This window comes from Aeromicrobium sp. Leaf289, from assembly GCF_001423335.1.
Taxonomy (GTDB): domain Bacteria; phylum Actinomycetota; class Actinomycetes; order Propionibacteriales; family Nocardioidaceae; genus Aeromicrobium.
This window is the reverse complement of record NZ_LMNK01000002.1, coordinates 1,166,140-1,183,231: the sequence shown is the minus strand read 5'-3', so window position 1 is coordinate 1,183,231 and position 17,092 is coordinate 1,166,140. Positions and strand designations below refer to the sequence as shown.

23 protein-coding genes are annotated in these 17,092 nt (G+C 70.2%); 1 reads left to right on the top strand and 22 read right to left on the bottom strand.

The features are described from left to right. Window positions 1–33: 33 nt before the first annotated feature. The 4 genes from ASF37_RS09735 to ASF37_RS09720 form a co-directional block, all read right to left on the bottom strand. The gene (locus tag ASF37_RS09735) at window positions 34–1,110 is read right to left on the bottom strand and encodes a hemin ABC transporter substrate-binding protein (RefSeq protein WP_200914492.1); all 1,077 of its coding nucleotides are present in this window, start codon (window positions 1,108–1,110) and stop codon (window positions 34–36) included. A 65-nt stretch (window positions 1,111–1,175) separates the two neighbouring features. Beyond that, window positions 1,176–3,926, bottom strand: a complete 2,751-nt coding sequence (locus tag ASF37_RS09730) for an HtaA domain-containing protein (RefSeq protein WP_056580015.1) — start codon at window positions 3,924–3,926, stop codon at window positions 1,176–1,178. Beyond that, window positions 3,893–4,240 (bottom strand): hypothetical protein, encoded by a 348-nt coding sequence (locus ASF37_RS09725; RefSeq protein ID WP_156368156.1) that lies wholly within the window; start codon window positions 4,238–4,240, stop codon window positions 3,893–3,895. The genes ASF37_RS09730 and ASF37_RS09725 overlap by 34 nt, the downstream gene beginning before the upstream one ends. A gap of 851 nt (window positions 4,241–5,091) precedes the next feature. Continuing rightward, on the bottom strand, window positions 5,092–5,652 hold the full coding sequence (locus ASF37_RS09720; RefSeq protein WP_055964337.1) for a TetR/AcrR family transcriptional regulator: 561 nt from the start codon (window positions 5,650–5,652) through the stop codon (window positions 5,092–5,094). A 113-nt stretch (window positions 5,653–5,765) separates the two neighbouring features. Between ASF37_RS09720 and ASF37_RS09715 the strand changes: the two genes are divergently transcribed. Beyond that, window positions 5,766–7,703 (top strand): CHAP domain-containing protein, encoded by a 1,938-nt coding sequence (locus tag ASF37_RS09715; RefSeq protein ID WP_156368155.1) that lies wholly within the window; start codon window positions 5,766–5,768, stop codon window positions 7,701–7,703. A gap of 33 nt (window positions 7,704–7,736) precedes the next feature. Here the strand turns inward: ASF37_RS09715 and ASF37_RS09710 are convergent, their stop codons facing one another. The 18 genes from ASF37_RS09710 to rpsC all read right to left on the bottom strand — a co-directional run bounded on the left by ASF37_RS09710 (window position 7,737) and on the right by rpsC (window position 17,092). Next, window positions 7,737–8,123 (bottom strand): hypothetical protein, encoded by a 387-nt coding sequence (locus tag ASF37_RS09710; protein WP_055964332.1) that lies wholly within the window; start codon window positions 8,121–8,123, stop codon window positions 7,737–7,739. After that, window positions 8,120–8,956, bottom strand: a complete 837-nt coding sequence (gene map, locus ASF37_RS09705; RefSeq protein ID WP_082480219.1) for a type I methionyl aminopeptidase — start codon at window positions 8,954–8,956, stop codon at window positions 8,120–8,122. Before map ends, ASF37_RS09710 begins: the two co-directional genes overlap by 4 nt. Window positions 8,957–8,978: 22 nt before the next feature. Beyond that, entirely contained in the window at window positions 8,979–9,545 is a 567-nt protein-coding gene (locus tag ASF37_RS09700) for an adenylate kinase (protein WP_255353796.1), read from the bottom strand. After that, a complete protein-coding gene (gene secY / locus ASF37_RS09695) occupies window positions 9,542–10,846 on the bottom strand; it encodes a preprotein translocase subunit SecY (RefSeq protein WP_055964329.1) in 1,305 nt (434 codons plus the stop codon). Before secY ends, ASF37_RS09700 begins: the two co-directional genes overlap by 4 nt. A gap of 214 nt (window positions 10,847–11,060) precedes the next feature. Then, complete coding sequence (gene rplO, locus ASF37_RS09690) at window positions 11,061–11,501, bottom strand: 50S ribosomal protein L15 (RefSeq protein ID WP_055964326.1); 441 nt, start codon at window positions 11,499–11,501, stop codon at window positions 11,061–11,063. A gap of 1 nt (window position 11,502) precedes the next feature. Further along, window positions 11,503–11,685, bottom strand: coding sequence for a 50S ribosomal protein L30 (rpmD, locus tag ASF37_RS09685; RefSeq protein ID WP_055964323.1), 183 nt, complete (start codon window positions 11,683–11,685; stop codon window positions 11,503–11,505). Then, a complete protein-coding gene (gene rpsE, locus ASF37_RS09680) occupies window positions 11,685–12,302 on the bottom strand; it encodes a 30S ribosomal protein S5 (protein WP_055964320.1) in 618 nt (205 codons plus the stop codon). The genes rpmD and rpsE overlap by 1 nt, the downstream gene beginning before the upstream one ends. Window positions 12,303–12,342: 40 nt before the next feature. Then, window positions 12,343–12,726, bottom strand: a complete 384-nt coding sequence (rplR, locus tag ASF37_RS09675) for a 50S ribosomal protein L18 (protein ID WP_055964318.1) — start codon at window positions 12,724–12,726, stop codon at window positions 12,343–12,345. Beyond that, window positions 12,726–13,268: a 50S ribosomal protein L6 gene (gene rplF / locus ASF37_RS09670; protein WP_055964315.1), complete on the bottom strand. Its 543-nt coding sequence runs from the start codon at window positions 13,266–13,268 to the stop codon at window positions 12,726–12,728. Before rplF ends, rplR begins: the two co-directional genes overlap by 1 nt. A gap of 16 nt (window positions 13,269–13,284) precedes the next feature. Beyond that, complete coding sequence (gene rpsH, locus ASF37_RS09665; protein ID WP_055964313.1) at window positions 13,285–13,692, bottom strand: 30S ribosomal protein S8; 408 nt, start codon at window positions 13,690–13,692, stop codon at window positions 13,285–13,287. Between the two features lie 101 nt (window positions 13,693–13,793). Next, entirely contained in the window at window positions 13,794–13,979 is a 186-nt protein-coding gene (locus ASF37_RS09660; protein WP_055964310.1) for a type Z 30S ribosomal protein S14, read from the bottom strand. Between the two features lies 1 nt (window position 13,980). Beyond that, window positions 13,981–14,544, bottom strand: a complete 564-nt coding sequence (rplE, locus tag ASF37_RS09655) for a 50S ribosomal protein L5 (protein WP_055964307.1) — start codon at window positions 14,542–14,544, stop codon at window positions 13,981–13,983. Between the two features lie 2 nt (window positions 14,545–14,546). Then, on the bottom strand, window positions 14,547–14,921 hold the full coding sequence (rplX, locus tag ASF37_RS09650; protein WP_055964304.1) for a 50S ribosomal protein L24: 375 nt from the start codon (window positions 14,919–14,921) through the stop codon (window positions 14,547–14,549). A gap of 1 nt (window position 14,922) precedes the next feature. Continuing rightward, window positions 14,923–15,291 carry a 50S ribosomal protein L14 gene (gene rplN, locus ASF37_RS09645; protein ID WP_055964301.1) on the bottom strand — a complete coding sequence of 123 codons (369 nt, stop codon included), beginning with the start codon at window positions 15,289–15,291 and terminating at the stop codon, window positions 14,923–14,925. A 7-nt stretch (window positions 15,292–15,298) separates the two neighbouring features. Continuing rightward, window positions 15,299–15,604: a 30S ribosomal protein S17 gene (gene rpsQ / locus ASF37_RS09640; RefSeq protein ID WP_055964297.1), complete on the bottom strand. Its 306-nt coding sequence runs from the start codon at window positions 15,602–15,604 to the stop codon at window positions 15,299–15,301. Continuing rightward, entirely contained in the window at window positions 15,601–15,825 is a 225-nt protein-coding gene (gene rpmC / locus ASF37_RS09635) for a 50S ribosomal protein L29 (RefSeq protein WP_055964293.1), read from the bottom strand. Before rpmC ends, rpsQ begins: the two co-directional genes overlap by 4 nt. Window positions 15,826–15,827: 2 nt before the next feature. Then, the gene (gene rplP / locus ASF37_RS09630) at window positions 15,828–16,250 is read right to left on the bottom strand and encodes a 50S ribosomal protein L16 (RefSeq protein ID WP_055964290.1); all 423 of its coding nucleotides are present in this window, start codon (window positions 16,248–16,250) and stop codon (window positions 15,828–15,830) included. After that, complete coding sequence (gene rpsC / locus ASF37_RS09625; protein WP_055964287.1) at window positions 16,250–17,092, bottom strand: 30S ribosomal protein S3; 843 nt, start codon at window positions 17,090–17,092, stop codon at window positions 16,250–16,252. The genes rplP and rpsC overlap by 1 nt, the downstream gene beginning before the upstream one ends.

Here is a 17,092-nt window from a genome sequence, read left to right as displayed (position 1 = left end):
ACACGCACGTCCGTGGCGGTCATCCGGTGCCGCTCATGCCGGGCCACGCGGTGCGTACACGGCGCGGGCCAGCGCGTCGAGGACGCCGGCCGACCGCGGACCGAACGACAGCACGTCGCCGTCGGCCATGTCCACGAAGCGTCGGTTCCGTCCGGCGGCGGTGAGCGCGAGCGTCGTCTTGTCGGCGAGGAGCGCGTCGACGCCTCCGACCGACTCGAGCCCGTGCGACATCACGATCACCAGGTCGGGATCGGCCGCGAGGACCGCCTCGTCGGTGAGGGGCTGCATGTCCTTCCAGCCGAGCTCGGCGGCGACGTCGACGCCGCCGAGTCCCCGCACCAGGTCCCCCGCGCCGGAGTCCTCACCGAGCAGGTAGTAGACGCCGGCCGAGCCGCGCAGGTAGAGGAAGACCATCGACAGCCGGTCCTCGGCGGCGGCCGGGGCGAGCCGGTCGACCTGGGCGCGGACGTCGTCGAGCTGCGCAGCGATGCGCTCGGCTAGCCGCTCACCGGCGGCGGGGACGCCGAGCGCGGCGGCCACGTCGCGGGCGAGGTCCTGGGCACCGTCGAAGGACGCCTGGTTCTCCACGAAGACGACGGTGACCCCGGCATCGCGGAGCTGCTCCACGACGTCGCGCGGGCCGATCGACCCGTCGGTGACGACGAGGGTGGGACGCGACCGCAGCACCGCCTCCGCGTTGAGGGAGTGGCCGTCGCTCGTGACGACGGGCAGGTCCTCGGTGCCGGGGAAGGTCGTCGAGACGTCACGCCCGACGAGCCGGTCCCCGAGACCCAGGCCCCAGACCGTCGCCGCGAGCGTGCCGGAGATGTCGAGGGCGAGCACCCGGTCGGTGTCGGTCACCTCGACCTCGCGCTCACCGGCGCGGTCGTGGGAGACCACCGTGGCAGGCAGGGTCTGCTCGGGGTCCTCGACTACCGGTTCGACGGTGCGGTCGGCGAGGACGGCCGTGCTCGGTCCCTGCCAGCCCTTCGGGTCGTCGACGGGCTGGACCTGCGCGAGCGGGACCGTGCCGGCCGCGCCTGCCGCGCCCTCGGAGTCGGCCACTCCCGGTCCCGCGCACCCGGCGGACAGCGCGAGCGCCACCACCACCGGCGCGAGGATGGCGCGGGGCGCCCTGGCAGCCGTCCGCGCACCGCGGCCTCGGACGGTCGCGGTCACCGCAGACCGCCCGAGCGACGGCGCAGGCTCGCCATGCCGAAGCCGACGACGAGCGCGAGCGCCGCGGCCACGGCGACCCACCACGCCGGGACCCCGCTGTCGGACGTGGTGCCGGCGAGGCCCGCCGCCTCGGTGGTGTCCGCCGGGGCCACGGACGCCTCGCCCGCCGTCCCGGCACAGTCCGCGGCCGTGGTGACGGTGAGGTCGATCGGGTCGAAGGCCGTGCCCGCCTCGTAGGTGCCGAAGACCCCGTGTCCCTGCTCGGTGAGCACCGCGGGTGCGTCGGTCACGGTGTACCCGGTCCCGTCGTCGGAGCGCTCGACCTCGGCCCCGGACAGGTCGAGCTCCACGAACGGCACGTCCTCGGTCGTCGTGGGAGCTGCGTCGCCGCCGGCCTCGGCCGCCGCGCGGTCGCCTGCGGTCACGTCGAGCAGAAGCACCGCGGTGTCGGCGTCGGTGAACCGGACCACCGGGTCCTCGAGCACGACCTCCAGCGCACCGGAGTGGCCCGTGAAGCGGATCGCGCCGTCGAAGGCCACGTCACCCTCGGTCGTGGCGGCGTCGAACGAGCCGGAGCCGCCCGAGAAGTCGAACTCGGGCGTCTCGTAGGACGCGTCGCCCGACGTGGTCCAGTCGCCGTTCGCGATGGACCCGGACACGTAGGACCGGAAAGACTCCTTCACGCCCCAGGTGAGGGTGGCGTCGGCCACCTCGCACCGCTCGGCCTCCTCGTCGTCGGCCACGGTGAACACGGCCCCGCGGCTGATCGAGCCCTGGAAGGTCAGGGTGTGCTCCCCGGGCTCGAGATCACCCGGCAGGACGCCGCTCCACCTGGCGCGGCCCTGCGCGTCGGCGCTGAGCGAGCGCTCCAGCACGACCGGCGTGGAGTAGACCACGACGGCGATGTCGGTCTCCCCGGGCCGGAACCCGGACGCGCTCGCCGTCAGGCGGTCGCCTGCGCGGACCGTGTCGCCGTCGGCGAGGTCGAGCGTGACGCCCGTCGAGGCCGGCGGGGACGCCGGAGGGACGAACCCGGTCGTGCTCACGGCAGCGGCCACGGTGCCACCACCGGACGCCGCACCTCCGTCGCTGCCGATCGTGAACGTCACCGGGTCCATCGCCTCACCGGCGGAGTAGAACCCCTGGAAGGCGCGGGCACCGGCGGCGGTGAGGCGCACGGGCGCACCCGAGTACGTGACCGCTCCGGCCTTCGTCGTCCTCGAGGCGCGCGCCAGGTCGACCGATCCGACGTCGATGCGCCGGCCCGCCATCACGGCCGAGAGGGTCCCGACCCGGCCTGCACGGACGGTGACCGTGGGGTCGGTGACGGACAGGTCCAGCGCACCGGCGTGACCCGTGAAGCGCACGGTGCCGCCGTAGCGCGTCGCACCACGAGCATCGGCTCCGGACGCGGCGGTCGACTTCTGGAAGAAGCGGTAGCTCCCGCCCGAGGCCGAGGCCCCCCGCGACACCGAGACCCGGCCGTTGGCGATGGGGCCGGTCACGTAGCTGCGGAACGCTGCCTTCACGCCCCAGCGCAGCGACCCGCTCGTCCTCGGCGCGTCGACCCCGCCCCCTGCACCCGGGCCGGCACCAGGACCGGTGCCGGGGTCGGGGTCGGTCGGCGTCGGCGGGGTCACGACGCCGCCCTTCAGGAGGGCGACGTCGAGGTCGATCGGCACCTCCACCGTCTGCGACGGGTCGGACGCAGCCTGACCATGCGCCTTCAACGAGTAGACCGCGTACTCCTTCGTCGGGTCCAGCGTCGCGATCTCCGAGGCCGACGGGGCCAACGTCACCGTGAACGTGCCACCCGCACCCATCTGCGTGTGCTGCACCCACTCCGTGCCGACGTACGCACTCGCGTCGGAGGTGCTCCCACCACCGACCGGAGCGATCGCGACGTAGACACCGGGCGAGGCGACCGCGTATCCGGAACCCTTCACGGCGACCTTCAGGCTGCCCTTCCTCTGCTCCGCCACCGACACGTCCAGCGTCGGACCGTTCGGCCCAGGATCGACCGGCTCGTCGTCGCCCTGCAGCAGCGCGACGTCGAGGTCGATCGCCTTCTCGACGCTCTGCGTCGCGCCGGGGTCGGGCACGCCGTGCGCCTTGAGCGAGTAGACCGAGTAGTCCTCGGTCGGGTCGAGGGTCGCGATCGCGGCTGCGTCGAGCTCGATCGTCCGCTCGAACGTGCCGCCCTCGCCCATGGAGGAGGCCTGGACCCAGATCGCGCCGCGGTAGGCACCGGCGTCCGTGGCGCTGGCGCCACCGGACTCGGAGATCCCGACGTAGACGCCCGGGGAGGTCGTCGCGTAGCCGGAGCCCGCGAGCTCGACCTTCAGGCTGCCCTTCTTCTGCTCGACGACCTTCACCTCCAGCTGCGCACCCTGAGGCTCGGACGCAGGCTTGAGGACGGCGACGTCGATGTCGAGGGGCGCCTCGACCGTCTGGGACGGATCGGTGGCCGCCTGCCCGTGCGCCTTCAGCGAGTACACCGAGTACTGCTTCGTGGGGTCGAGCGTCTCGATGTCGTCGGCGTCGAGGGTCAGCGTCCGCGTGAAGGTGCCCCCCACGCCCATGGTCGTGCTCGGGACGAGGACCGCACCCCGGTAGGCGCCGACGTCCGTGGGGCTGGCGCCCCCGGACTCGGAGATGCCGAGGTACACGCCCGGCCCCGTCGTGGCGTAGCCGAAGCCCTCGACGTCGACCTTCAGGCTGCCCTCGACCTGCTCGACGACCTCCACGCCGAGCGTCGGGTGAACGTGATCGGGGTGGCGGTCTCGTAGGCCGCGACGGACGCACCCGAGCCCGCGTACGTGTAGATCCCGTAGTTCCTCAACGACTCGGCCGTGGCCTTGGCGTCCAGCGCAGCCTTGTCGACCGTCAGCTCCGCCGTGAACGACCCGTCGGGACGCAGCTCGACCGCACCGCCTCCGGCACCACCGATCGCCCCCATGTCGGCCGCCGAGACCGCCCACTTCTGCGACGAGTTCACCCGCGTCGAGGATCCCGCACCCTTGGACGGCTGCCACACGTCGGCGAACTTGCCCACCACCACGTAGGCGCCAGCAGGCTTGCCCGCCAGCGGTCGCCGACGCAGGATCGAAGTTCCTGCCCTCCACCGTCACCGTCGCCGCACCCTCGGCCGAGAACTCCGACCGCGACACCGACACCGACGGCGCAGGCGCCTCGGGCTCCTCGGGCTCGACCGGCTCGGTCGGCGTCTCCGGCTCGGTCGGCGTCTCCGGCTCGGCCGGCGTCTCCGGCTCGGCCGGCGTCTCCGGCTCGGCCGGCGTCTCCGGCTCGGCGGGCTCCTCGGTCTCGACGAGGGTCGTGAAGTCGAGGTCGACGGGGACCTCGGCGTTCTGCGACGGGTCGGACGCCGCCTGGCCGTGCGCCTTGAACGTGTAGACGGCGTACGTCTTCGAGGCGTCGAGCCGCGCGATCTCGTCGGCGCCGAGCTCGAGCGTCTGGGAGAAGCGACCCCCGTCACCGATCTGGACCGGACGGACGAACTCCGTGTGGACGTAGGCGCTCGCGTCGACCACGCTCGCACCACCGCGGGGCGCGATGCCGACGTAGATGCCCGGCGCCTCGCGCGAGTACCCCTCGCCCGCGACGTCGATCGCGAGCCGCGTCGGAGTCGACTCCTTCACCGTCGCGGCGAGTGAGACCTCGGCCGCCGCAGCACTCGTCGGCGCGAGGAGGGCCGCCGGGAGCAGGACGCTCAGGAGCAGGGGCAGGACGGCACGGACGGAGCCGCGTCGAGACGGTCGGGGGCGCATCGGACCTCACTGTGTTTAGGCTTGCCTAAGGTAGGCTAGGCGAGCCTAAGTAGACCACAATGATGACAAGGTGTCTGCATCCGGCGACATGACGCGGGTCACATCGACGGACGATCGCGACGCCTCAGGCGAGGAGGGCCCGCTGCACGAAGTCCACGACGGTGTCGGCGTCGACGTTGCGAGGCTGCAGGCAGGCCTGCACCAGCCGCATGACCTGGTCGATGTCGACCTCGCGGAAGTCGCCCGTCGCGACACCGTCGACCAGGATCGTCCGCACGACGTCCTCGATCTCGAGGACGTGGTCGCGGATCGCGAGGCGGGACTCCGGCCCGAGCTGGCCGTAGATGTCCGGGCCGAAGCCGAAGTGCTGCTCGCCCTGGGTGTCGATGTGGTGCCGCACGTAGGCGCGCAGCCGCTCGCGCGGAGTCCCTGCGTCGGCCAGCACCGCGTTCAGTCGCTCCAGGTACTTGCTCGTCTCGGAGGTCGCGAACCCCACGATGACGGCATCCTTGTCGCGGAAGTGGTTGTAGATCGCCGTGCGGCCCACGCCCGCCTCGGCCGCGAGGTCGGCCATGCGGACGGCGTCGAAGGACATGCGGTCCAGGAGCCGGACGAGCGCGTCGAAGACCGCCTGCCGCGTCTGGGTGCGGTGCTCCTCCAGGGAGCCACCGGTGATCTTGGGCACGGGCTCAACCTACGGGAACGGACCCCCTGGCACCGGCTGGAGCGACGGGAGTCCGGTGGCCTCCCGCGTCACTTCCGCCCCACGAGTCCCGAAAATCACGTACGCTGCTCGGCGTGTCGCAATCTCGGGTGCTGACCGCGCTGATATCTTTCGCCGCCTCCCTGGCCGTGGTGGGCGGACTGATCGTCTCCGCGGGCGTCTCGGCGCAGGCCGGCTCGTCGTTGCTGTGCTCGGGGTACGCCTCCTGCAAGCGCGCCGGCTACGACCACTTCGGCTACGAGACGAAGCAGAGGACCAGCTACTGGCGCATGTACACGGGGACCAACTGCACCAACTACGTCGCCTACCGACTGATCACCACCAACGGGATGCCCAACGTCCGGCCGAAGTCGGGCGTGGGCAACGCGCGCGACTGGGGCACGGCGATGGCGTCGGTCACCGACCAGACACCGACGGTCGGCTCCGTGGCCTGGTGGGGCAGGACCGGCAACCACGTCGCCTACGTCGAGAAGGTGGCCTCCCCCACCGAGATCATCGTCTCGGAGTCCAACTGGGGTCGCACGTTCGACCACCGCCGGATCACCAAGTCCGGATCGGGGTGGCCCGACGGGTTCATCCACTTCGCCGACCCCGACACCACGCCCGCCTTCAGCGCCACGCCCCGCCCGACGTTCACGGGCGGGGAGACGGTCGGCAGCCGGTTGAGCGCCACCACGTCCGCCTGGAAGCCGGGCGCGAGCTTCACCTACCAGTGGTACGCCGACGGGAAGGCCATCTCCGGCGCCTCCTCCGCGACCTACACCCTCGCCGCGGGCGACCTGGGCAAGGCCGTGCGGGTCATCGTCACCGGCAAGAAGTCCGGGTACCCCACGAAGAGCCTGGCCTCGACGCGGATCACCGACGCCGTGACCGCCGGCAGCTTCGCCTCGACGAGCCGTCCCACGTTCTCCGGTCAGGAGACGGTGGGCTCGCGGCTCGTGGCGAGCACGCCGGCCTGGTCGCCCACCGCCCAGGTCAGCTACCAGTGGTACGCCGACGGCAAGCCCATCCCCGGGGCGACCTCGGCCGTGCACACGGTCGACGCCGATCAGCTCGGGGCGAAGGTGCGCGTCCTCGCGACGGCCACGCGCCCCGGCTACACCTCCCGCACCCTGGCGTCCGAGCGCCTCACCGGTCCCGTGGCTCCGGGCGGCTTCACCACCACGCCCCGCCCCGAGCTCACCGGTGAGGAGAGCGTCGGCTCCACCCTCACCGCCACCACTGCCCCGTGGTCACCCGAGGCCACCCTCGCGCACCAGTGGTACGCCGACGGCAAGCCGATCGCCGGCGCCACCTCGGCCACCTACACCCTCACCGCCGCCGACCGCGGCAAGAAGGTCCGCGTCATCGTCACCGGCACCCGCGACGGGTTCACCACCAGGAGCCTGGCCTCGGTGCGCATCACCGGCCCCGTCGCCGCCGGACGCTTCACCACGGCGCCGCGCCCCGAGCTCACCGGTGAGGAGAGCGTGGGCTCCACCCTCACCGCCACCACTGCCCCGTGGTCGGGCGACGCCGCGCTGGCCTACCAGTGGTACGCCGACGGCAAGCCCATCGTCGGTGCCACCTCGGCCACCTACACCCTCACCGCCGCAGACCGCGGCAAGAAGGTCCGCGTCATCGTCACCGGCACCCGCGACGGATTCACCACCAGGAGCCTGGCCTCGGTGCGCATCACCGGCCCCGTCGCCGCCGGACGCTTCACCACCGCGCCGCGCCCCGAGTTCACCGGCGCGGAGAGTGTCGGCTCCACCCTCACCGCCACCACTGCTCCGTGGTCGCCGTCGGCGCGGTTCACCTACCAGTGGTACGCCGACGGCAGGGCCGTGCGCGGGGCGACCCGCACGACCTACACCCTCACCGCGGCCGACCGCGGCAAGAAGGTCCGCGTCATCGTCACCGGCACCCGCGACGGATTCACGACCAGGAGCCTGGCCTCGGTGCGCATCACGGCGGGCGTCACGGCGAAGTCCGCTGCGACGTCGGCCACCACGGCGCCCACCGACGACTGAGGCCTTCGGGGCGCTCGCTCGTCGAGAGGTGCCTCAGGCCGCGCTGTCGAACAGGACCTTCCACGTGCCGTCGACCCGCTGGACCTCGTAGGACTCGCTCGGGTCGCCGTCGTTCCAGTCGATCTCGACCGTGGCCTGGTCCCCGGACGACTCCGCCACGGTGAAGTCCACCTCGTCGAGCTCGAGGCCCTCGTCGGCGAACATGCCACCGAGGTCCGTCACGAAGCCGCAGTCGATCTCCGAGGGAGTCAGCACCACGTCCTTGACGGCCTGGCAGTCGCCCGCGTCGAGCGCTCGCATCATCGTCTCGACCGCTGCGGCCGGGTCGTCGGAGCCGTCGGAGCCACCGGAGCACGCTCCGACCAGCACGAGGACGGCGCCGGTGAGCAGCGCAGGAACGAGCCGACGGATGCCGCTCATGCGTCGTCCCCGGCGTACGCGACCCCGAGCGCCGCGAGCTGGGCCCGGCCGCCGTCGACCGCGGTCAGCACCCAGGCTCCCTCCTCGGTCCACGTCACCGTGTGCTCCCAGTGCGCGGCCCACGAGCCGTCCACCGTCACGACGGTCCACTGGTCCTCGGTCGTGCGGTTGTCCGGCGAGCCGAGCGTCACCATCGGCTCGACGGCGAGGACGAGTCCGGGCACGATCTTCGGGCCCTTGCCGGGCCGGCCGACGTTCGGCACGTCGGGTGCCTGGTGCATGGCGGTGCCGATGCCGTGACCGGTGTAGCCGTCGGCGATGCCGTACGTCCCGGCGGACCGGACGCTGCGCTCGATGGCGTGGCTGATGTCGCCGACGCGACGCCCGGGCGCCCCCGCGGCGATCCCCGCCCAGAGGGCCCGTTCGGTCTCGACCACGAGCGTGTGCACCTCCGGCCGCACCTCACCCACCTCGACGGTGATGGCCGCGTCGCCGTGCCAGCCGTCGACGATGGCCCCGCAGTCGACGGAGATGACGTCGCCGTCGCGCAGGACCCGCGGGCCCGGGATGCCGTGCACGACCTCGTCGTTGACCGAGGTGCAGATGACGCCCGGGAAGCCGGGGACACCCGGCTCCGCGCCGTAGTGCAGGAAGTTCGAGGTGGCGCCGTGCGCTCGGATCGTGTCGTGCGCCAACGCGTCCAGCTCGGCGGTGGTCACGCCGGGCGCGATCGCCGACCTGACCGCGTCGAGTGCATGGGCCACCACGAGCCCGGCACGCCGCATCGCGACGACCTGCTCCGGACTCTTGAGCTCGATGCCCCGGCCGAACACGGACGCGCCCCGGTCCGCGCGGTCAGAGACCGAGCGCGGCGTCGATGCGCGCCTCGACCTCGTCGACCGTGCCCATCCCGTCGACCTCGCGCAGCAGGCCCCGCTCGCGGTAGACCGGCAGCAACGGCGCGGTCTCGGCGATGTAGACCTCCTGGCGGTGCCGGATGACGTCCTCGGTGTCGTCGGCGCGACCGCTGGTCTCGGCCCGCTTCAGCAGTCGGCCGATCAGCTCCTCGTGATCCACCGTCAGCACCAGCACGTGGTCGAGCTGGGACCCCAGGTCGGAGAGGATCGTGTCGAGGGTCGAGACCTGCTCGACCGTCCGCGGGTAGCCGTCCAGGATGAACGCGTCGCGCGCGTCGTCCTGGGCCAGTCGATCCTTCACCATGGCGTTCGTGACCTCGTCGGGCACGTACTCACCGGCGTCCATGTAGCGCTGGGCCGTCTTCCCCAGCTCGGTCTGCTGCTGCACGTTCGCCCGGAAGATGTCACCGGTCGAGATGTGGGCGCCGCTGATGCGCTGGGCGAGCGTCGCCGCCTGCGTCCCCTTGCCCGCCCCCGGCGGGCCCATGATGAGAAGTCGCGTCACCGCAGGAACCCTTCGTAGTTGCGCTGCTGGAGCTGGCTCTCGATCTGCTTCACCGTGTCGAGGCCGACGCCCACGATGATGAGGATCGACGTACCGCCGAACGGGAAGTTCTGGCTCGCGCCGAGCAGGGCGACGGCGATCATCGGGATGAGCGCGACCATGCCCAGGTACACCGCGCCGGGCGCCGTGATGCGGCTCAGGACGTAGGCGAGGTAGTCCTGCGTGGGACGACCCGCGCGGATGCCCGGGATGAACCCGCCGTACTTCTTCATGTTGTCGGCGACCTCTTCGGGGTTGAAGGTGATCGCGACGTAGAAGTAGGCGAAGAACACGATCAGCGCGAAGTACGTGATCATGTAGTACGGGTGGTCGCCCCGCACGAAGTGGTCGTTGATCCAGACCGCGCCCACGCCGTCCGGACGGAACTGGGCGTAGAGGGCCGGCAGGTACAGCAGGCTCGAGGCGAAGATCACCGGGATGATGCCGGCCTGGTTGACCTTGAGCGGGATGTAGGTCGACGAGCCGCCGAACATGCGACGCCCGACCATCCGCTTGGCGTACTGGACGGGGATGCGCCGCTGGGCCTGCTCGATGAAGATGACCGCCGCGACGATCACGAGACCGACGGCCACGACGGCGGAGAACGTCGCCCAGCCCTTCTGCTCCTTGATCAGCCACATCGCGCCGGGGAAGGTGGCGACGACCTGCGTGAAGATCAGGATCGACATGCCGTTGCCGACGCCGCGGTCGGTGATGAGCTCGCCGAGCCACATGATGACGGCGGTGCCGGAGACCATGACGAGCACGATGAGCAGGAAGGCCAGGATGCTGTCCTGGCGGTAGAGCAGGTCGCCGCAGTCGACGCCGCCGAACAGCTGTCCGCTGCGCGCCAGGGCCACGATGCCGGTCGCCTGGAGCACGGCCAGACCCAGCGTGAGGTAGCGGGTGTACTGCGTGATCTTCGCCTGACCGGACTGGCCCTCCTTCTTGAGGGCCTCGAGCCTGGGGATGACCACGACGAGCAGCTGCAGGATGATGCTCGCGGTGATGTACGGCATGATGCCGAGCGCGAACACGGTGAGCTGCAGGAGCGCACCACCGGAGAAGACGTTGATGAGCGCGAACAGGCTGCTGTTCTCGCCCTGGGAGGCGAGGTCGACGCAGCGCTGGACGTTGCTGACGTTGATGCCGGGAGCCGGAAGGGTCGAGCCGAGACGGAACAGCACGATGACGCCGAGGACGAACAGCAGCTTGCGCCGTAGGTCAGGCGTCTTGAACGCGTTCACGAAGGCGCTGAGCACCTGATGTCCTCCTCGATCGTGGAACCCGTACGGGCCCCCGCGACTCTAACAGTCAGTTCTCGCAGGTCGGCCGTTGCCCGGTGGTTGCAGGACGGTCGTCCTGCGCCGGCACGGCGTCTGCGTCGGCACGAGGTGCCGGACGACGAACGACGGCGAGGCTCTCGGGTGGACCCGAGGGGTCCGAGAGCCTCGCCGTCGTGCGTCAGAGCGTCATTCAGAGCTCGGTCGCGCTGCCGCCGGCGGCCTCGATCTTGCTGCGGGCCGAACCGGAGAACTTGTGAGCCGTGACCTGGACGGCGACCGAGAGGTCGCCCTCGCCGAGCACCTTGACCAGGTGGCCCTTGCGGACCGCCCCGGCCTCGACCAGCGCGTCCACGTCGATGGCGCCACCCTCGGGGAAGAGGGTGCCGATCCGCTCGACGTTGACGACCTGGTACTCCTCACGGAAGGGGTTCTTGAACCCCTTCAGCTTGGGCAGGCGCATGTGGAGGGGGATCTGGCCACCCTCGAAACCGGCCGGCACCTGGTAGCGGGCCTTGGTGCCCTTGGTGCCGCGGCCGGCGGTCTTGCCCTTGGAGCCCTCACCGCGACCCACACGGGTCTTCGCGGTCTTGGCACCGGGGGCGGGGCGCAGGTGGTGGAGCTTCAGCGCCATGTCAGTCAACCTCCTTGACGTCCACGAGGTGCGGGATGGTCTCAGCCATGCCGCGGATCTCCGGACGGTCTTCCTTGACGACGACGTCACCGATGCGCTTGAGACCCAGCGACCGCAACGTGTGGCGCTGGTTCTGCTGGCGACCGATGGCCGAACGAACCTGGGTGATCTCGAGACGTGCCATCAGACACCAGCCTCGACGGGCGCGTTCTGCGCCTCCTTGATGCCCTCGGCCTGCGCCTTGAGCAGGGCGGCGGGCGCGACGTCCTCGACCGACAGGCCGCGACGCTGCGCGACCATCTCGGGCGACTCCAGGCCCTTGAGGGCCGCCACCGTCGCGTGGACGATGTTGATGGAGTTCGAGGAACCGAGCGACTTGCTCAGCACGTCGTGCACACCGGCGGCCTCGAGCACCGCGCGCACCGGGCCACCGGCGATGACGCCGGTACCGGGCGATGCCGGACGCAGGAAGACGACACCGGCCGCCTTCTCGCCCGTCACCGGGTGCGGGATGGTGCCCTGGATGCGCGGGACGCGGAAGAAGTTCTTCTTCGCCTCCTCGACACCCTTGGAGATCGCCGTGGGGACCTCCTTGGCCTTGCCGTAGCCGACACCGACCTGGCCGTCACCGTCGCCGACGATCACGAGGGCGGTGAAGCTGAAGCGACGTCCACCCTTGACCACCTTCGCGACACGGTTGATCGTGACGACCTTCTCGATGTAGTTGGACTTGTCGCCGCCGCGGTCGCCTCGACCACCGCGACGGTCTCCGCCTCCTCGGCGGTTCTGCTGGGCGCTCATGCGGCACTCCCCATGTCGTTGGTGTTGATGTTGTGGGTCATCAGAACTCCAGCCCGCCTTCACGCGCACCGTCGGCCAGCGCCGCGACACGACCGGCGTACCGGTTGCCCGCGCGGTCGAAGACGACGCTCTCGATGCCGGCGGCCTTCGCCCGGTCGGCCACGAGCTCGCCGACCTTCTTCGCCTTGGCGGTCTTGTCGCCCTCGAAGGACCGCAGGTCGGCCTCGAGGGTCGAGGCCGAGGCCAGCGTGTGACCCTCGAGGTCGTTCACGACCTGGGCCACGATGTGCTTGCTGGACCGGGTCACGACGAGACGAGGACGCTCGGGCGAGCCGTGGAGCTTCTTGCGACCGCGGATCTGGCGACGCGCGCGCGACGTGGCGCGAGCGGAGCGACCCTTGGACTGCTTGATGGAGACGGCCATCACTTACCAGCCTTTCCAGCCTTGCGCAGCACGCGCTCGCCGGCGTAACGGACGCCCTTGCCCTTGTAGGGCTCGGGCTTGCGGATCTTGCGGATGTTCGCGGCGACCTCGCCGACCGACTGCTTGTCGATGCCGATGACCGAGAACTTGGTCGGGGCCTCCACGTTGAACGTGATGCCCTCGGGGGCCTTGACGACCACGGGGTGGCTGAAGCCGAGCGCGAACTCGAGCTCCGTCGGGCCCTTGGACAGGACGCGGTAGCCGACGCCGACGATCTCGAGCTTCTTCTCGTAGCCGTCGGTGACGCCGACGACCATGTTGCTGATGAGCGTGCGGCTCAGCCCGTGGAGGGCCTTGCTCCTGCGCTCGTCGTCGGGACGGTTGACCTCGAGGCTGCCGTCCTCACCACGGGCGACCGTGATGGGGTCGGCGACCGTGTGGGACAGCTCGCCCTTGGGGCCCTTGACGCGGACGTCCTGGCCTTCGATGGTGACCTCGACGCCGTTCGGGACGGCGACGGGCAGCTTGCCGATGCGCGACATGTGTTCGTCTCCTCCCTCACCAGACGTAGGCGAGGACTTCTCCGCCTACACCCTTGGTCGTGGCCTGACGATCGGTCAGCAGGCCCTGGCTGGTCGAGATGATGGCGACACCGAGTCCGCCGAGCACCTTCGGCAGGTTCGTGGACTTGGCGTACACCCGCAGGCCCGGCTTGCTGATGCGGCGGATGCCGGCGATCGAGCGCTCGCGCTGGGGGCCGTACTTGAGGGTGATCTGCAGGTTCTTGGCCACCTCGCCCTCAGCGGGCTCGATGACGCGGTAGTCGGTGATGTAGCCCTCCTGCTTGAGCAGGGCGAGGACGCCCTCCTTCAGCTTGGAGTACGGCGCCGACACCTCGTCGTGGAACGCCTGGTTGCCGTTGCGGATCCGCGTGAGCAGATCCGCGATCGGATCGGTCATGGTCATGGTGGTGTGTTCCGTTCCTGCCGCGGTTTCGCATCCCGTGCCCCCAGGCGATGTGCCATGCGGGTGAGGGAGGACCTACGACGGTCGTGAGGGTTGGTGGATTACCAGCTGCTCTTGGTGACGCCCGGGAGCTCGCCGCGGTGCGCCATCTCGCGCAGGCAGATGCGGCACAGGCCGAACTTCTTGTACACCGAGCGGGGACGGCCGCAGCGCTGGCAGCGCGTGTAGCCACGGACCGCGAACTTGGGCTTGCGGGCCGCCTTGATCTTCAGGCCGGTCTTCGCCATGTCAGTTCTCCTTGAACGGGAAGCCGAGCCGCTTCAGCAGCGCGCGACCCTCGTCGTCGTTGATGGCCGTGGTGACGATGGTGATGTCCATGCCACGCGAGCGATCGATCTTGTCCTGGTCGATCTCGTGGAACATGACCTGCTCGGTGAGACCGAAGGTGTAGTTGCCGCGGCCGTCGAACTGCTTGCCGTTCAGACCACGGAAGTCGCGGATGCGCGGGAGGGCGAGCGTCAGCAGACGATCGAGGAACTCCCACATGCGGTCGCCCCGCAGCGTGACGTGCGCGCCGATCGGCATGCCCTCACGCAGCTTGAACTGGGCGATCGACTTGCGCGCCTTGGTCACCTGCGGCTTCTGGCCCGTGATGGCGGTGAGGTCGCGGATCGCGCCCTCGATGAGCTTGCCGTCGCGAGCAGCCTCGCCGACACCCATGTTGACGACGATCTTCGTCAGCCCGGGCACCTGCATGACGTTCGCGTGGTCGAACTCCTCGCGCAGGGCCGGGAGGATCTCCTCGCGGTACTTGGCCTTCAGCCGCGGAGCGGCGGTGGTGGACTCGGCCATGCTCAGATCTCCTTTCCGGTCTTGGAGGACACGCGCACGCTGCGCTGGGCCTCGTAGCTGGAACCGTCTGCACGGTTCTTGGTCACGTCGTCGCGGCGGTAGGACACGCGCGTGGTGGTCTTGTCACCGTCGACGTCGACCACGAGCATCACGTTCGAGACGTGGATCGGGGCCTCACGCGTGATGATGCCGCCCTGGCCGCCGTCGGCGCCGGCGCGCGTGTGCCGCTTGATGCGGTTCACGCCCTCGACGATGACGCGGTTGCGCTCGGCGATCACCTCGATGACCTTGCCCTCGACGCCCTTGTCGGCTCCGGCGATGACCTTGACCTGGTCACCCTTGCGGATCGACAGCGTCGACTTCTTGTTGCTGGTCATGTCAGAGCACCTCCGGGGCGAGCGAGATGATCCGCATGAACTTCTTGTCGCGCAGCTCGCGGCCCACGGGGCCGAAGATGCGCGTTCCACGCGGATCGCCGTCGGTCTTCAGGATGACCGCGGCGTTCTCGTCGAACTTGATGTACGAACCGTCCGGACGACGGCGCTCCTTGACGGTGCGCACGATGACGGCCTTGACGACGTCGCCCTTCTTGACGTTGCCGCCGGGGATGGCGTCCTTGACGGTGGCGACGATGGTGTCGCCGATACCGGCGTAGCGTCGACCCGATCCGCCGAGAACACGGATGCAGAGGATCTCCTTCGCACCGGTGTTGTCGGCGACCTTGAGTCGCGACTCCTGCTGAATCATCTGTCTCTCACTTCGCCTTCTCGAGGATCTCCACGACGCGCCAGCGCTTGGTGGCCGACAGCGGGCGGGTCTCCTGGATGAGCACACGGTCGCCGACGCCGGCCGCGTTGGCCTCGTCGTGCGCCTTGAGCTTCACGTTGCGACGCAGCACCTTGCCGTACAGGGCGTGCTTGACGCGGTCCTCGACGATGACGACGACGGTCTTGTCCATCTTGTCGCTCGTGACGAGTCCCTCGCGCACCTTGCGGTAGTTGCGGTCGCTGCTGGGGGTGTCGTTCGTGGTGGTCACGGTGTCCTTCTCGCTGGTGCTCATGCCTCGACCGCCTCGATGATGCCCAGCTCGCGCTCGGTCAGCACCGTGTAGATGCGGGCGATGTCGCGACGGACGGTCTTGAGGCGAGCGGTGTTGTCGAGCTGGCCCGTGGCGTTCTGGAAGCGCAGGTTGAACAGCTCTTCCTTGGCCTCGCGCAGCTTGGTCTCCAGAGCCTCGGCATCGAGGCCGCGCAGCTCTGCGGCAGTGGTCTTCGCAGCCATGCTCAGAACCCTCCCTCGGTGTCGCGGGTGATGAAGCGGGCCTTCATCGGCAGCTTGTGGATGGCGCGGCGCATCGCCTCACGGGCGACCTCCTCGGTCACGCCCGACAGCTCGAACATGACGCGTCCGGGCTTGACGTTCGCGACCCACCACTCGGGCGAGCCCTTGCCCGAGCCCATGCGGGTCTCGGCCGGCTTCTTGGTCAGCGGGCGGTCGGGGTAGATGTTGATCCACACCTTGCCGCCACGCTTGATGTGACGCGTCATGGCGATACGAGCGGACTCGATCTGGCGGTTGGTCACGTAGTGACCCTCGACCGCCTGGATGCCGAAGTCGCCGAACGCGAGCTCCGTGCCGCCCTTGGCCATGCCGCGCCGCTTGGGGTGGTGCTGCTTGCGGTACTTGACCCTACGAGGCATCAACATCAGGACTGCCCTCCTTCGGTGGCAGCGCCCGCGGCGGCCGCGGCAGGAGCTGCCTCGGCTGCGGGTGCGGCCTGCTCGGCCGAGGCCTGCGCAGCACCCTGTGCTGCCGGAGCCTGGCCGGCCTGGTCGTCACGTGCGGGACGACGCCCGCGCTGGGGGCGACGGCTGCCGGGAGCGGCGGCGCGACGCGCGGTCTCGGCCTCGCGCTCGGCGCGGGTACCGGCGACCTCACCCTTGTAGATCCACACCTTGACGCCGATGCGACCGAAGGTGGTCTTGGCCTCGTAGAAGCCGTAGTCGACGTCGGCGCGGAGCGTGTGCAGGGGCACGCGGCCCTCGCGGTAGAACTCCGAGCGGCTCATCTCGGCGCCGCCGAGACGACCCGAGCACTGGATCCGGATGCCCTTGGCACCGGAGCGCATGGTCGTCTGCATCGCCTTGCGCATCGCGCGACGGAACTGCACGCGACCGCTCAGCTGCTCGGCGACACCCTGAGCGACGAGCTGGGCGTCGAGCTCGGGCTGCTTGACCTCGAGGATGTTGAGCTGCACCTGCTTGCCGGTGAGCTTCTCGAGCTCACCACGAATGCGGTCGGCCTCGGCGCCACGGCGACCGATGACGATGCCCGGACGCGCGGTGTGGATGTCGACGCGGACGCGGTCACGCGTGCGCTCGATCTCCACGCGGCTGATGCCGGCGCGATCCATGCCCTTGGTCAGCAGCTTGCGGATCTTGACGTCCTCACCGACGTAGCTGCTGTACAGCTTGTCGGCGTACCAGCGGCTCTTGTGGTCGGTCGAGATGCCGAGTCGGAAGCCGTGCGGGTTGATCTTCTGGCCCAT

Bases quoted from the DNA above. Each gene is read 5' to 3' on its own strand.
- rpmD (WP_055964323.1), bottom strand. From the start codon at position 11,685: ATGGCACGTCTCGAGATCACCCAGGTTCGTTCGGCCATCGGTCGCCAG.
- rpsC (WP_055964287.1), bottom strand. From the start codon at position 17,092: ATGGGCCAGAAGATCAACCCGCACGGCTTCCGACTCGGCATCTCGACC.
- rplO (WP_055964326.1), bottom strand. From the start codon at position 11,501: ATGGCGCTGAAGCTCCACCACCTGCGCCCCGCCCCCGGTGCCAAGACC.
- rplN (WP_055964301.1), bottom strand. From the start codon at position 15,291: ATGATTCAGCAGGAGTCGCGACTCAAGGTCGCCGACAACACCGGTGCG.
- rplX (WP_055964304.1), bottom strand. From the start codon at position 14,921: ATGACCAGCAACAAGAAGTCGACGCTGTCGATCCGCAAGGGTGACCAG.
- rpmC (WP_055964293.1), bottom strand. From the start codon at position 15,825: ATGGCTGCGAAGACCACTGCCGCAGAGCTGCGCGGCCTCGATGCCGAG.
- rplR (WP_055964318.1), bottom strand. From the start codon at position 12,726: ATGGCCGTCTCCATCAAGCAGTCCAAGGGTCGCTCCGCTCGCGCCACG.
- rplP (WP_055964290.1), bottom strand. From the start codon at position 16,250: ATGTTGATGCCTCGTAGGGTCAAGTACCGCAAGCAGCACCACCCCAAG.
- rpsE (WP_055964320.1), bottom strand. From the start codon at position 12,302: ATGAGCGCCCAGCAGAACCGCCGAGGAGGCGGAGACCGTCGCGGTGGT.
- ASF37_RS09660 (WP_055964310.1), bottom strand. From the start codon at position 13,979: ATGGCGAAGACCGGCCTGAAGATCAAGGCGGCCCGCAAGCCCAAGTTC.
- rplF (WP_055964315.1), bottom strand. From the start codon at position 13,268: ATGTCGCGCATCGGCAAGCTGCCCGTCGCCGTCCCGAACGGCGTCGAG.
- rpsH (WP_055964313.1), bottom strand. From the start codon at position 13,692: ATGACCATGACCGATCCGATCGCGGATCTGCTCACGCGGATCCGCAAC.
- rpsQ (WP_055964297.1), bottom strand. From the start codon at position 15,604: ATGAGCACCAGCGAGAAGGACACCGTGACCACCACGAACGACACCCCC.
- ASF37_RS09710 (WP_055964332.1), bottom strand. From the start codon at position 8,123: ATGAGCGGCATCCGTCGGCTCGTTCCTGCGCTGCTCACCGGCGCCGTC.
- rplE (WP_055964307.1), bottom strand. From the start codon at position 14,544: ATGGCCGAGTCCACCACCGCCGCTCCGCGGCTGAAGGCCAAGTACCGC.